This window comes from Nocardiopsis coralliicola (genome assembly GCF_054779695.1).
Genome location: NZ_BAAGXT010000064.1, coordinates 15,287 through 29,039 on the forward strand (window position 1 = coordinate 15,287; position 13,753 = coordinate 29,039).

The following is a 13,753-nucleotide window of genomic DNA, read 5'->3' on the forward strand; positions in this document are numbered from 1 at the left end:
CGGCGCCGGGTCCGGGGCGCTCATTCCCTGCTCTCCTGCCGGCCGGGGCGGCCGGCAGAGGAGGGGGCGAACCCGCCGAAGGAGCCGCGGTGGTAGAGGAGCGGGGGCGCCGGGTCGGCCAGTTGGAAGCCGTGTTCGACGGCTCCGACGACCAGCCAGTGGTCGCCGATGAGGCGGCTGTCGTAGCGGCGGCACACGAGGTGGGCGGCAGTGCCGTCGAGCACCGGGACGTTCTCCGCGCCGCGGGTGTAGCGGGTGGGCGGGGCGAACCGGTCGGCGCCGCGGCCGGCGAACCGCGCGGCGAGGTCGCGCTGGTGCTCTCCGAGCAGGTGGACGGCGAACATCTCCGCGGTGCGCAGCCGCGGCCACGTGGTCGAGGTGTCGGCGATGAAGAAGGCCACCAGCGGCGGGTCGAGGCTGACGGCGCTGAACGCGGTGGCGGTGAGGCCGACCGGCTCCCCTGCGTCGTCGGCGGTGATCACCACGACGCCGGAGGCGTGCTGGCCGAGCAGGCTGCGGTAGAGGTCGGGGCCGACTCCGGCGGCGAGCGTGTGCACGGTTCCTCCTGTGAGAACTGGCCCGGGCGGGGCGGGTTCCGCGGCCGGTGCGGACCGCGGCGGCGCTGCGCGGTGTCAGCGCGCGGCGGCGAGCGCGGGGCCGGCGCGGTCGAACCAGGAGCCGAGGGCGCGGTCCAGCCGGGGCGCGGGGCCCTCCTCACCGCCGTCGATGTCGTCGGCGAGCAGCACCGCGCCGGGGGCCGGGACCTCGGCGCCGAGCTCGGCCAGCAGCGGCCGAAGGTGGGCGTCGACGGCGTGGGCGTGCGCGGTCGACGCCATGACCAGGAGCGGAACGGCGGTGACGCCCTCCAGCGCGCCGGACGGCAGCAGGTCGGCAAAGACCTTGAGCAGCCCGGTGTAGGTGGCCTTGTAGGTGGGGCTGGCGACGACGAGCACACCGGCCGAGCGCACGCTGCCCAGCGCGTCCTGCACGGCGGGCGGAGGCCCGGGGCGCAGCAGGTCGGGGCCGAAATCGGCGAGGTCGACCGCGGTGACCGCGGGTGCCCCGCCCGGCGCGCCGGGGCCAGGGGCGGCGATGCGCCGGGCGAGGCGGAGGGCGGCGGCGCGGGTGCGCGAGGCGGGGCGGGGGTTGCCGATGAGGGCGGTGACAGACATGGGGGCTCCGGTCAGCTGGCGGCGGGGGCGAAGGGGATGTCGGCGGTCGGGCTCGGCGCCTCGGCACCGGGCGGGCTCCACAGGCCGCGCTCGCGCAGCAGCGGGAGCACGCCCTCGCCGAACCAGTACGCCTCCTCCAGGTGGGGGTAGCCGGACAGGATGAACTCGTCGAGGCCGATCCGGTGGTACTCCTCGATCCGGTCGGCGACTTCGGCGTGGCTGCCCACCAGGGCGGTTCCGGCGCCGCCGCGGGCCAGGCCGACGCCGGCCCACAGGTTGGGCGCGATCTCCAGGGCGGAGCGGTCGCCCTTGTGCAGGGCGAGCATGCGCTGCTGGCCTTCGGACTCGCTGCGGGAGAGGCCGGCCTGGACGGCGCTCACGGTGGCGTCGTCGAGTCCGGACAGCAGCCGGTCGGCTTCGGCCCACGCCTCCTCGGCCGTGTCGCGGCTGATGACGTGGAGCCGGATGCCGTAGGTGAGCGCCCGCCCGCGCTTGGCGGCCAGCGCCTTGACGCGGTCGATCTTGTCGGCGACGGCGCCGGGCGGCTCGCCCCAGGTGAGGTAGGTGTCGACGTGCGAGGCGGCGACCTGCAGCGCGGCCGGGGAGGAGCCGCCGAAGAAGAGGCGGGGCCGCGGTTCCGGCGGCCGGTGCAGGCGCGCTCCCTCGACCTGCAGGTGGGGTCCGCCGGTGGTGACGGCCTGGCCGTCGAAGAGCCGGTTGACGATGTCGAGGAACTCGCCGGTGCGGGCGTAGCGGGCGTCCTTGTCGAGGAAGTCGCCGTGGGTGCGCTGCTCGGCGCTCTCGCCGCCGGTGACGACGTTGAGCAGCAGCCGGCCGCCGCTGAGCCGCTGGTAGGTGGCGCTCATCTGGGCGGCGAGGGTGGGCGAGAGCAGGCCGGGGCGGAAGGCGACGAGGAACCTGAGCCGCTCGGTTTCCGCCAGCAGGGATGCCGTGGCAAGCCAGGCGTCTTCGCACCAGGCGCCGGTGGGGGTAAGGACCCCTTCGAAGCCGAGCTGTTCGGCGGCGCGGGCCACCTGGGCGAGGTAGTCGCGGGTGGGTTCGCGGGTGCGCCAGGCGGAGTCGACGGCGACGCCGTGGCCGCCGCCCACGATGCCGCGGCTGTCGCCCTGCGTGGGCAGGAACCAGTGGAATGCCAGGGCCATTGGTCTCCCTTTCCGCTGCCGGCTCCGGGCCGGTAGATCGATTTTTCCTACTAGAAAACTAGGGATTCGGCGCACGACTCCCCGCAGGAAGGCCGGGGGCAGCCCGCGCTGCCGCCCCCGGCCGGCACCCCTTGCGGGACACCCGGGCCGGCCGCGCCGGCGGCCGGCGTGCCGCCGGTCCGCACTCCGGCGGCGACCCCTTCACCCTGGCGAGTCCAATCGAACTTTGTCAACCATAAAAGTAGGAAATACTCCTCGCGAGGCCGGCCCCGGCCGGAGCGGGCGGTCACGCGGTGCCGCACTCTGCACGGGGCTGCGGCGAGGCGCAGGGCAGATGCGACCGCCGCGGGCAATGACCACCCCCTGAGCGCCCACTCCGCGGAGATGTCGAATCCCCAGCCCACCCCGCCGGCCGGGGCCGGGAGTTCGGCGAGGGCGTCCAGGTCGCGCGCCGTCGCCGCCGATCCGCTTCGGCCGCAGGGGCGCCGGAACCGTCCTGGGCCGCGGCCCCTGCCCGCGTCGACCGGCACGCACCACGCTGCGGGCTGGTCCACATCCCCCGTCCCAGGGAACGACGGCGCGCGGGAACGCCGTCGTTGGCAGCAACTCGCGCGCAGAGCTCAATCAGCCGCCGGAGCGCCCAGTAGGCCGACCGCCCCAGGAAGCCGCAGACAGCAAGAGCCGATCAGACGCCCCAGGCCCTCCCGGGCCACCTGCACCCCGCGGAGCGCCGATGACACCGCCGGAACCTGCCGGACACCGCCGAGCGCGCCGGTGGACGCTGATCCCCCAGGGGCGGGCGGCACCCGCCGCCGACCCGGCGGAGCTGCCCCAGGAGGCATGGGCAGCGCCGTCGCTGTGCGAGGGACTGACCGTGCGCGAAGTCCTCGACCACCTCACGGCGTCGGCGCGCCCGTCCGGGCCGCGCCGGACCGCCGGGGGTCATCCGCTGCCGGTTCGACTTCGACGCCCAGGTCGCGATGGGCTTGGCGGAGCAGATGGGGGACTCCGGCGCCGCAACCCCGGACCGCCTCCGGGCGGCCGTCGCGAGCACGCCGTCGCCGCCCCTCCCCCGCGCGGCCGTCCTGGGCGAGGCAATCGTCCACGGGAAGTGCATCCGCCGCCCGCTGGGCATCGGCTCCAACCGCCCCAACGAAACACTGATCCCGGTGGCGGACTACTACCGCGGCTCGGACCAGGCCGTGGTCGCGGAGAGCCGGGGCAAGGGGCTGCGGCGCAAGGCGGATGACGGGCCGTCCGCCAGCGGATCCGGGCCGCTCGCCCCGGACAGCACGCTGCCCCTGGTCATGGTGATGACGGGGCGCCCAGCCCACCTGGACCGACTCACCGGGGGCTGCGTCGAGACCCTGCGCGCCCGCATGGCGGTGTAGGGGCGGCGACACCCTGCGGGCCGGATCGGGACCCGCGGGCACAGGCTGCGGCGCCCCTGCGCCACCGAAGGGACGCATCACTGGCCCCACCCGCTCCCGAACGGCCGCGGACTCCACGAATCAGCAGCTCGGAGCGCATAGGGAGGGCGTGTCGCGCGATTCACCCACTAAACCTGTAGGAAATATGATTTACTCAGGTCCACCGCGGCATCCGGAGCGCCGGGCCGCGGCACCGTCCGGCCGCCCGAACCGATCCCGAGGAGTCGCCATGACCGCAGCACCGGCCGCCCCCGCACCATCGCCCACCCCGCTGACGGCGTCCGATCTCGCCGCGCTGGCACGGGCAGCGGCTGATGAGGTGCGCGCGGGCACGCACGCTGTCCGGTTCGACGCCGAGGAGCGGTGGGCGGTGCGGCTGCGCGGCGACGCCCGGACGGACGTGTGGCTGATCAGCTGGACGCGCGACCAGTCGACCGAGCTGCACGACCACGCCGGGTCGCTCGGCGCCCTCACTGTCGTGCAGGGGTCGCTCACCGAGCGCTACTGGACGGGCGGCGCGGGGCTGAGCACCCGGACCCTGGAGACCGGGGACGCGGCCGAGTTCCCCCTGGGCCACGTGCACGACGTGGTCAACGCCGAAGAGGAGCCCGCGGTGAGCGTGCACGCCTACTCGCCGCCCCTGACCGCGATGCACTACTACGAGGAGGAATCCCCCGGCGCGCTGCGCCGGACCCGGAGCATCCTCACCGGCGTCCCCGAGCCGGACGCGCGCACCCTGGACAGCATTCCGGGCGGACCGGCGGCCGAGCCCGCACCGGTGCGCGCATGACGGCGCAACCGGACGGCGCGGGCTGCGCGATCGCGGAGGTCCTCGCGCGGGCCCGCACCCGCCTGCAGCGGCTGGGACCGGAGGAGGCGCTCGCGGCACAGCGCGCGGGCGCGCTCCTCGTCGACATCCGGCCGCACGCCTACCGCGCGGCGGAAGGGGCGCTTCCGGGTGCGCTGGCAGTCGAGCGCAACGTACTGGAGTGGCGGCTGGACCCGACCAGCCCCGACCGCCTCCCGGAAGCGGAGCCCGGCCGCGCCGTGGTCGTGGTGTGCAACGAGGGGTACGCGTCCAGCCTCGCGGCGGTCCAGCTGCACGACGTCGGCGTCACCGCAGCGACCGACCTCGCCGGCGGCTTCCGGGCGTGGCGGGCCGCAGGGCTTCCGGTCGCCGGCCCGGGGCCCGCAGCGGAAGATGCGGGGCCGGTGTGACGCGCCCGGAACATCGCGGCGCTCCCGGGCTGCGGCGGCGCATCGGCCGCCGCGGCACCGGGGCGGGACATCCGCACTGTCCCGGCGGTCCGGCCGCCCGGGGCCGGACCGCCGCTCCCCGTCCCGCGAGCCCTCGGCTCTTTCCCAGGCGGCCGTGCAAGCCGCCGACCCTCACGGAGGCAGCGATGGAATCGACGACGTACGGCGTGCCGCGCACCGCGGTCCGGCACAGACCGCCGAACGGACTGCGGCTGGCCCCCGCGGCCAGGGACGCGCGCGGCGGCGAGGTCGTACTGGGCACCGTCCCGCTCGCCGACGGCACCAGCGTGGTGCTGGTCGGGCGCCTGCCCGCTGATGGCTCCGAGGCCGGAGCCGCAGTGCAGGACGGACCGCTCACGATCGACCCGGCCACCTGGAGCGCGTCCGTAGACGGCCTCCCCCTCGACCTCACCCACCAGGAGTTCGTGCTGCTGCACCTCCTCGCCGCGGCACCGCGCCGCGTCTTCTCCCGCGCGGAGATCCTCCGCATCGCCTGGCCGGTACCGCACTCCTCCGGCACCCGCACCGTCGACGTCCACGTCTCCCGCCTCCGCCGCAAACTCGGCCGCCTCGGCCCCCGCCTGCGCACCGTCCGCAACGTCGGCTACACCTACCGCCCAGACCCCGCCTGACCTCTTCCAACGAGCCCGCCGGGCGTCCCCTCCGGCTCCCGGACCGGCCGCTCTGTGCCAGAGCACGCAGTCCAGCCGCCCCCGGGTTTCAACGGACCGCCGCGGCCGGAACTGCGGCGGTCCCCCTCCTGCGCCGCCGGTCCCTGTTCCCGCCGAGTTCCCGTATGTCCCTGCCCTCAGCCGGACCGGCGTTGCCCCAGAACGTGCGCGGTCCGCCGCCCGCTGTTCCGGCCTGCCGTATGCGGGGTTCCGGGCCGCCGGGCTGCAGTCGCGGCCGCGGACCGGCGGGTTCTCCGCGGGCCGCCGGACGCTGCACCGCGGATCGGCGGATACAGCGATAGCCGCGGCGGAGCGGGGCATGATGATGCGGGCCAGGGCCGTCCACGGCCGCCCTCCCCCCCCCGGAGTGCACGTGAAGCTCTACGCCGACCGCCCCGTCCGCCTCTGCGTGCAGGTGGCCGCCGACCTCCTGCTGATCGCCTGGACCCTCTTCTGGTGGAGCACCGCCACCGGGGTGCACGCGTCCGTCGACGGACTCGGGGACTCGGGTGCGCTGATGGCCGCGGCGGGCGACGATGTCGACGAGCACATGTCCGCAGCCGCCGACACCGTGCGCGACGTGCCCGTCGCCGGCGACGCCCTGTCGGTGCCCTTCACCAGCGTCGGCGAGGCCGGCACCTCACTCAGCGACGCCGGCCGCTCCTTCCAGGACTCGGTCGCTGAGGTCGCGCTGGCCGCCGGCATCCTCGCCTTCGTCCTGCCCGCACTGATCGCGGTTCTGCTGTGGGTTCCGACCCGCGGCCGGTGGATCCGGGCCGCGTCGGCCGCGGTCCGGCTCGACGCGCTCGGCACCGGTGCGCGCGACCGGCTGCTGGCGCTGCGGGCGCTGGCATCGGTGCGGCCGTCGAAGCTCCTGGCGGCCGGCGGCGACCCGGCGGCCGCGTGGCAGCAGGGTGACGCGGACGCGATCCGCACGCTGGCCGGCCTCGAACGGCACCGCCTCGGCCTGCGCGCACCCCGGCCGGAGCCGTGACCTGCGTGCCGGCCGCCCGAACCGGAAGCTGCCGCAGCGCCCTGGTAGCCGCCGGTCCGGCATGGCATGCTGGAGTGGACTAGCCACTGGACCATCACGGACCACGGGTGTGCCCGAAACCCCCTCCGGTGCCGGGCGCCGCCAAGGAGGCGAAACATGCTGCTGGGCAACGGTGACCTGCTCGGGAACGGGAGAGCGGCGCGGACCGACCGCCCGGCGGTGCGCGTCGGCGACGAGGAGCTGTACCGCGCGGACCTCTGGGCGGCGGCCGCCGCGGTGGCGGGCCGCATCGGCGGGGCGCCCGCGGTCGCGGTCCACGGCGACGCGTCGCTGCGCACCGTGGTCGCCGTGGTCGGCGGAATCCTGGCCGGGGTGCCCGTCGTGCCGGTACCGGCCGACGCCGGCGGCGAGGAGCGCCGGCACATCCTCCGCGACTCGGGCGCGGCGCTGTGGATCGGGCCCGAGCTGGCCGAAGTGGAGCTGCCGGCGGTGCCCGTCGACCCCGCGGAGCGGGCCCCCGGCGCCGTCCTTCCGCCCGACCCGGGCCCCGAGGCGACGGCACTCATCATGTACACCTCCGGCACCACCGGGGCACCCAAGGGGGCCCTGGTCTCGCGCCGCGCGGTCGCCGCCGGTCTGGACGGCCTGGGCGCCGCGTGGGACTGGGGCCCGGACGACGTGCTCGTGCACGGTCTGCCGCTGTTCCACGTGCACGGCCTCGTGCTCGGCGTGCTGGGCGCGCTGCGCCTGGGCAGCCCGCTCATCCACACGGTGCGCCCGCGCCCCGAGGCCTACGCGCGCGCCGCCGGCGAGGGCGGCACCCTGTTCTTCGGCGTGCCGACGGTCTGGTCGCGGATCGCCGCCGACGCCGATTCCGCGGCGGCACTGTCGGCTGCGCGGCTGCTGGTGTCGGGCAGCGCGGCGCTGCCCGAGTCCGTCGCCCAGTCGCTGTCGTCGTCCATCGGCCAAGCCGTAGTGGAGCGGTACGGCATGACCGAAACCCTCATCACGCTGGCGGCACGGGCGGACGAGCCGCCGCGCACCGGCTGGGTGGGCCGGCCCATCGAAGGCGTGCAGGCGCGGCTGCGCACCGATTCCGGCGCGCCGGTCCCGGCCGACGGCGAGTCCATCGGCAACCTCCAGCTGCGCGGCGACACCCTGTTCAGCGGCTACCTGGGGCGCCCGGAGGCGACAGCGGAGTCCTTCACCGCCGACGGATGGTTCATGACCGGCGATGCCGCGGTGGCCGACGCCGGCGGCCTGTTCCGGATCGTCGGGCGCACCTCGGTCGACCTCATCAAGAGCGGCGGCTACCGGGTGGGCGCAGGCGAAGTGGAGGCGGCCCTGCTGGACCACCCGTCGGTGCGCGAAGCGGCCGTGGTGGGCGTGCCGGACGACGACCTGGGCCAGCGGATCGTGGCGGTCCTGGTCGGCGATTCCGTCGACGCAGCCGACGTGACCGACTTCGTCGCGCAGCGCCTGTCCGTGCACAAGCGGCCCCGCGAGGTCCGCGTGGTCGATGCGCTCCCCCGCAACGCCATGGGCAAGGTCCAGAAGAAGGCGCTGATGTAGCGGCGGTCCAGGCGCCCAAGGTCCGGCCCGTGCGGTCCCGTCCACCGCACGGGCCCCTTCGTGCCGGGAGCAGAGCCGGCGGCTTCTTCGGAACCGGATCCGGAATCGGCGCGTCCTACCCGCCGGAATCACGAGCAGCCGCGGCGCGCCGGACGCTCGCGGCATTTGACACCGGGCACCCGGAGCGGTGGGCTGTCCAGGCCCGCAGGCGGGTCCGGGCAAGGCCCCTGAGGAGAGGTGCGGTCCCATGAGCGACGACGGCCGCGAGACGCCGCCCGGCCCGGCGGCGCAGACCGGCCCCGACGCGCTGGAGGCGCTGGCCCGCCTGGGCAGCGCCCCCGGTGCTCAGACCCGCCGCGCTCCGATCCCGCCCACGCTGGAGGATGCGGACCCGGACGGCTCTGCGGGCGCAGGCACGGGATCGCGCCAGGAGCGGCGGGCCCAGGAGCGGGCCCGCAGCCGCCGCCGCACCGCCGCGGCCGCCGGTCCGGGCGGCGGCCGACTCCTCGCCGGCCTGGCCGCGGCCGCGTTCTACCCGTCCGACCCGGCGCCGCCCACGGGCGGCGGCGGCTGGCCCGCGGCCACTCCCACGGTGTCGATGTCGCCGTCGGCCTCTCCGTCTGCGCGCCCGTCGCCGACGCCGTCCGCATCCCCGTCGGCCCCGGCTGCCGCCTCGGTTCCGCCCGAGGAGACGCCCACCGCCGACACCCCGGCCGAACCCCCCGCCGAGGAGCCGGCCGACGAACCCACCGCGCCGCCCCGCGAAACCCGGCCCGCCCCCGCGGACCCGCCCTCCACCACCCCGCCGCCCGAAGACCCCCCGCCGCCGCCCGACTCCCCCTCCCCCGACCCCCCGGAAGACGACTGCCCCGACTGGTGGCCCATCTGCTGACCGCCAGCTGAACCCGCGCCGCCGACGGGAGCAGCGGCGGCGCTCGGTGCGTTCCGCGCCCAGCGGTATCCGCCGCTCCCGGATTCGGCGGGCTGCAGGCGAACGGAGGGATTCGGGGGTTCCGCCCGCCCCCGCGCCACTGCGCAGCTGCCCCTGGGCCGGCAATCGCACGGGGCACACCGAGCCGTCCGATGTACCGGCCGCCACGGCCGGGCCGCCAGAGCCGGCGCTGCGGACGGCATCTCTGTCGCGTCCCGCACCAGAGGAGCGGCTTCCGCTCGTCGCCGGTGTGCGCGGGAGGACGAGGACTTCCAGCACACCCTGGACGTGTACCGGGAGTACGGGGTGATCGAGGCTCCGGCGGAGGTCGCCGGCATCACTGACTACTCGCTGGTGGAGGAGTACAACGAATTCGATCCGGACGAGCCGCGGGCTGCGGCGCGGGCCCATTGACAAGGGGAGGCGCGGGCGGGCCGAATGGAGCGGCGGAGGGAGGGCCTATGCAGCCGGTGCGGGTACTGGTGGTCGGGGCGGGGTCGCGGGGGGCGGCGTATGCGCGGTGGATCGCCGACCATCCGGAGGTGGCGCGGGTGGTGGCGGTGGCCGAGCCGCGGGAGGTGCGGCGGGATCTGCTGGCGGATGAGGCGGGAGTGCCGGCCGAGGCGCGGTTCGCAGACTGGCGGGACGCGGCGGCCGCACCGCGGATGGCCGACGTCGCGCTGGTGTGCACGCTCGACGACGCGCACGTCGAGCCGGCGCTGGCCTTCGCCGCGCGCGGCTACCACCTGCTCGTGGAGAAGCCGCTGGCGCCGACCGCGGAGGAGTGCGCCCGGATCGTCGCCGCCGCGCGCGAGGCCGGCGTGCTGCTGGGCGTCTGCCACGTGCTGCGCTACGCCCCCTACACGCGGGTCGTGAAGGGGATGATCGACTCCGGGCGGATCGGCGACGTCGCTTCGGTCGAGCACCTCGAGCCGGTCGGCTTCTGGCACCAGGCGCACTCCTACGTGCGCGGCAACTGGCGGAGTACCCGCACTGCTGCGCCGATGCTGCTGGCCAAGTCCTGCCACGACCTCGACTGGCTGCGGCACATCGTCGGCCGCGACGCGGTCGCCGTGTCCTCGTTCGGCTCGCTGCGCCACTTCCGGCCCGAGGAGGCGCCGCCGGGCGCGGCGCAGCGGTGCCTGGACTGCGCCGCCGAACCGGACTGCGCCTACTCCGCGCCGCGCATCTACGGCCGCTTCCTCGCCGAGGGGCGCACCGGCTGGCCGCTGGACGTGCTGACCCCCGAGCCCACGCCGGAGTCGGTGGCCGAAGCGCTGCGCACCGGCCCCTACGGCCGCTGCGTCTACGACTGCGACAACGACGTGGTGGACCGGCAGGTGGTGGCGGTCGAGTTCGAGGGCGGTGCGACGGCCACGTTCACCATGACCGCCTTCAACCGGCCGCGGCCGCGCCGCACCACGGTGTTCGGGACCCGCGGGGAACTGCACTGCGACGGCGACACGGTCACCGTCTACGACTTCCTCACCGACACCTCCGAGACGGTCGAGGCCGACCCGACCGGCGGCGGCATGGCCGACTCCGGGCACGGCGGCGGCGACGGCGGCCTGCTCGCGTCGTTCCTGCCGGCCGCGGCCGCCGGGGACGCGGGCCGGGTGGAGACCAGTGGCGAGGACGCGCTCGCCTCGCACCTGCTGGTCTTCGCCGCGGAAGAGGCCCGCCGCGAGCGGCGGGTGGTCACCCTGCAGCGCCCCTGAGCGGGGCGCGGATTCAGGGCGAGCCCGGCTCAGTACGCCTCGGGGCCGCGCAGGGTGGCCTCGGCGCCGCCGTCGACGTAGAGGACCTGGCCGGTGGTGTGGGTGGTGGCGGGGGCGAGGAACCAGCGCAGCGCCTCGGCGATGACCTCCGGCCCGGCGTGGCCGCCGAGCGGCATGGGCACGGCCGTGTCCATCACCGCGCGCATCTTCGGATCGTCCATCAGGCCCTCGGTCATCGCGGTGCGCACCACCCCGGGCGCGACCGCGTTCAGCGGGATGCCGTCGCCCGCCCAGTCGGGCAGCACCGAGCGCTGCCGCATCCAGCGGGCCAGCGCCGCCTTCGACGACGGGTAGATCAGGCCCCCGGCGCCCTGCTCGGCCAGTTCCGCGGCGCGCGCGGCGGCCTCCTCCTCGTGGCCGGCGAGGCAGGCACCGACCAGCGCCTCGTCGAGGCTTCCGGCGCCGGTGATGGAGGCGACCAGCGTCGCACGCGGCGCGGCCGCGCGGGCGAGCGCGGGGCGCAGGGCGTCCAGCAGCTCGGTGACGCCGAAGAAGTTGACCCGCACCACCAGCGGGGTCTGTGCGGAGATCCCGGCGCACGCCGCGACCCCGTCCAGGATGTCTCCGCCGGCCAGCACGGCGTCCACCGCCGCGCGCCGCCCCGCCGCGGTCGACAGGTCGGCGTCGACATCGGAGCCGGCCAGGTCGATGCCGACCGGCTGGTCGCCCTGCTCCCGGAGCATCCGGACCAGTGCCGCGCCGATCCCCGACGCCGCTCCCGTCACCGCAATCCTGCGCCCCATCGCGCCGCTCCTCTCGCTCGCTGCCCGTGGCTTCCCGGCGGTCCGCTCCCCCGCCGCACCACTCTTGCCTACCGCCCGCGGTACGCGGCGGAGCCGTCCTGGTGAGTGGGGCGCCGCTCAGCGGTGCACGACGACCTTGCCGATCGTGGAGCCGGCGGCAACGAGGCGGTGCGCGGAGCCGATGCCGCTGGCGCTGAAATCGGGGATCGCGGTGGTGGCGGTCGTGGTGACGATGCCCTCGCGGAGCAGCTCGGCGACGGCCTCCAGGATGCGGCCCTGGTCAGCCACGTCGGAGGTGTCCTGCGAGGTCCGGGTGAACATGTACTCCCAGTGCCAGCTGATGCTCTTGGGTTTGAGCGGCGCGACGTCGACGGCGGCGTCGTCGATGGCCGTGATGGCGCCGAAGGGGTTGACGATGGCGGCGTAGTCCGCTGCGCGGCCCTCGCTGAACATGCTGAACAGGTAGTCGACGCCGTCCGGCTCAGCGGCGCGGACGCCCGCGACGAGGTCGTGGCGGTCGACGGTGGCGTGCGCGCCCATCCGCACGGCCCACTCCCGGGATTCGGCGCGGCCTCCGGTGGCGAGGATCCGCGCCGCGGTGAGGCCGCGGGCGAGCTGGATGGCGGCGGAGCCGACGCCCCCGGCGCCGCCCACCACGAGCAGGGTGCCGAAGCTGGTGGGGTCCATCCGGAACCGGTCGAACAGCGCCTCCCACGCGGTGATCATGGTGAGCGGCAGCGCCGCGGCGTCAGCGAAGGAGACGTCGTCGGGCAGGTGGCCCACGATGCGGTGGTCCACGGCCTGGTAGTCGGCGTCGGAGCCGGGCCGCCGGACGTCGCCGGCGTAGAAGACCCGGTCGCCGACCGCGAAGCCCTCGGCGTCCTCGCCGACTTCGGCGACGGTGCCGGCGGCGTCGAAGCCGAGGATCCGCGGCGGCCCGCCGGGGTCGCCGCCCTCGCGGAGCTTGACGTCGACCGGGTTGACGGAGACCGCTTCGACCCGCACGAGCAGGTCGCCGCCGAGCGGGCTGGGACGCTCCGCCTCTTCGTCGGCGAAGGCCCCGTCCGCACCGGTCGCGGGGCCGGAGCGGGCCACGACGGCGTGCATGGTCTCCACGTGGACTCCCGGTGGGTCGGCGGTGCGCAGGGCGCCGGCGCGCCGGCCTGCGCGGTGCAGCGACACTGCACCATCCGCAATACCCATTCGGGCCGACCGGAACGCATCGGGCCGGGGGCCGCCTCGACGCCGGGCCCGGGTTCGGCGAGACTCGGTCGGCAAGCACGGTCCGACCCCGCCGGGAGACACGGAGGCCGCCCATGGACCCGGAACCGCTGCGCTATGCCGACGGCCCGACCGCCGAGGACGGAGTGTGGATCGCCGCACCGCCCGAGCGCGTGTGGCCGCTGGTCGCCGATGTCGAGGCGATGCCCTCCCGGAGCGGGGAGCTGCAGTCGGTGGAATGGCTCGACGGCCACCGGAGCCCCGCCGTGGGGGCGCGCTTCACCGGCCGCAACACCCATCCGCGCCGCGGCGACTGGGAGACCGTCTCCGAGATCACCGCCTGCGACCCGCCCCGGGAGTTCGCCTGGGCGGTGAACGGCCCCGCCAACCCGACCGCGTCCTGGCGGTTCACCCTCGCCGCGCAGGACGGCGGCACTGCCCTGCGCCAGTGGGTCCGCATCGGCCCGGGCCCCTCCGGGCTGACCCCGCTCATCGCCGCCGCCCCGGAGAAGGAGCCGGCGATCGTCGCCTACCGCCTCCGCGAACTGCGGCACTCGATCGCCGCCACCCTGTCCGCTCTCAAGGCCGCCGCCGAAGCCCCCTGAGCACGGTGCCGCGCACTGCCGGCGGGCGCGCTCGCCGTCGGGCCCACCGCCTCGCCGCAGCCGCCGCCCCGGCACCGACCCGCCGCTGCCCGGCCGGACACGGCCGCGGACACCCGCGTCGCGGCCGGGCCGCCCCTACATCCCCGTCATCGCCCCCGCGCCGGCGGGGACCACCGCGAGCGGCACCCCGGCACCGGCACGGCGCCGCCGGCCACC

Annotated in this window: 14 protein-coding genes; 9 read left to right on the forward strand and 5 right to left on the reverse strand. The window is 76.0% G+C overall.

Annotation, left to right across the window (positions count from 1 at the left end; genetic code table 11):
- Positions 1-20: 20 nt before the first annotated feature.
- From ACYVGT_RS26390 to ACYVGT_RS26400, 3 genes are all read right to left on the reverse strand, one after another.
- A complete protein-coding gene (locus ACYVGT_RS26390) occupies positions 21-557 on the reverse strand; it encodes a flavin reductase family protein (protein WP_460863134.1) in 537 nt (178 codons plus the stop codon).
- 75 nt (positions 558-632) lie between these two features.
- Positions 633-1,172: an NAD(P)H-dependent oxidoreductase gene (locus tag ACYVGT_RS26395; protein WP_460863136.1), complete on the reverse strand. Its 540-nt coding sequence runs from the start codon at positions 1,170-1,172 to the stop codon at positions 633-635.
- 11 nt (positions 1,173-1,183) lie between these two features.
- The gene (locus ACYVGT_RS26400) at positions 1,184-2,335 is read right to left on the reverse strand and encodes an LLM class flavin-dependent oxidoreductase (protein WP_460863138.1); all 1,152 of its coding nucleotides are present in this window, start codon (positions 2,333-2,335) and stop codon (positions 1,184-1,186) included.
- 986 nt (positions 2,336-3,321) lie between these two features.
- Here ACYVGT_RS26400 and ACYVGT_RS26405 point away from each other — a divergent pair.
- From ACYVGT_RS26405 to ACYVGT_RS26440, 8 genes are all read left to right on the forward strand, one after another.
- Positions 3,322-3,726: a hypothetical protein gene (locus ACYVGT_RS26405; protein WP_460863140.1), complete on the forward strand. Its 405-nt coding sequence runs from the start codon at positions 3,322-3,324 to the stop codon at positions 3,724-3,726.
- A gap of 268 nt (positions 3,727-3,994) precedes the next feature.
- Positions 3,995-4,555, forward strand: coding sequence for a cysteine dioxygenase (locus ACYVGT_RS26410; RefSeq protein ID WP_460863142.1), 561 nt, complete (start codon positions 3,995-3,997; stop codon positions 4,553-4,555).
- On the forward strand, positions 4,552-4,983 hold the full coding sequence (locus ACYVGT_RS26415; protein WP_460863144.1) for a rhodanese-like domain-containing protein: 432 nt from the start codon (positions 4,552-4,554) through the stop codon (positions 4,981-4,983). Before ACYVGT_RS26410 ends, ACYVGT_RS26415 begins: the two co-directional genes overlap by 4 nt.
- Positions 4,984-5,168: 185 nt before the next feature.
- Positions 5,169-5,654, forward strand: a complete 486-nt coding sequence (locus tag ACYVGT_RS26420) for a winged helix-turn-helix domain-containing protein (protein WP_460863146.1) — start codon at positions 5,169-5,171, stop codon at positions 5,652-5,654.
- Positions 5,655-6,066: 412 nt separating this feature from the next.
- Positions 6,067-6,687 carry a hypothetical protein gene (locus ACYVGT_RS26425; protein ID WP_460863148.1) on the forward strand — a complete coding sequence of 207 codons (621 nt, stop codon included), beginning with the start codon at positions 6,067-6,069 and terminating at the stop codon, positions 6,685-6,687.
- Positions 6,688-6,843: 156 nt separating this feature from the next.
- The gene (locus tag ACYVGT_RS26430; RefSeq protein ID WP_460863150.1) at positions 6,844-8,259 is read left to right on the forward strand and encodes an acyl-CoA synthetase; all 1,416 of its coding nucleotides are present in this window, start codon (positions 6,844-6,846) and stop codon (positions 8,257-8,259) included.
- A 247-nt stretch (positions 8,260-8,506) separates the two neighbouring features.
- On the forward strand, positions 8,507-9,151 hold the full coding sequence (locus tag ACYVGT_RS26435) for a hypothetical protein (protein WP_460863153.1): 645 nt from the start codon (positions 8,507-8,509) through the stop codon (positions 9,149-9,151).
- A 500-nt stretch (positions 9,152-9,651) separates the two neighbouring features.
- The gene (locus ACYVGT_RS26440; RefSeq protein ID WP_460863156.1) at positions 9,652-10,908 is read left to right on the forward strand and encodes a Gfo/Idh/MocA family protein; all 1,257 of its coding nucleotides are present in this window, start codon (positions 9,652-9,654) and stop codon (positions 10,906-10,908) included.
- A 29-nt stretch (positions 10,909-10,937) separates the two neighbouring features.
- Here ACYVGT_RS26440 and ACYVGT_RS26445 read toward each other — a convergent pair whose 3' ends face one another.
- Both ACYVGT_RS26445 and ACYVGT_RS26450 read right to left on the reverse strand, forming a co-directional pair.
- Positions 10,938-11,711: an SDR family oxidoreductase gene (locus tag ACYVGT_RS26445; protein ID WP_460863158.1), complete on the reverse strand. Its 774-nt coding sequence runs from the start codon at positions 11,709-11,711 to the stop codon at positions 10,938-10,940.
- Between the two features lie 117 nt (positions 11,712-11,828).
- Positions 11,829-12,818 carry a zinc-binding alcohol dehydrogenase family protein gene (locus tag ACYVGT_RS26450; RefSeq protein ID WP_460863164.1) on the reverse strand — a complete coding sequence of 330 codons (990 nt, stop codon included), beginning with the start codon at positions 12,816-12,818 and terminating at the stop codon, positions 11,829-11,831.
- Between the two features lie 209 nt (positions 12,819-13,027).
- On the opposite strand from ACYVGT_RS26450, the gene ACYVGT_RS26455 reads away from it, so the two are divergent.
- Positions 13,028-13,537, forward strand: coding sequence for an SRPBCC family protein (locus tag ACYVGT_RS26455; RefSeq protein WP_460863160.1), 510 nt, complete (start codon positions 13,028-13,030; stop codon positions 13,535-13,537).
- The last annotated feature ends 216 nt before the right edge of the window (positions 13,538-13,753 follow it).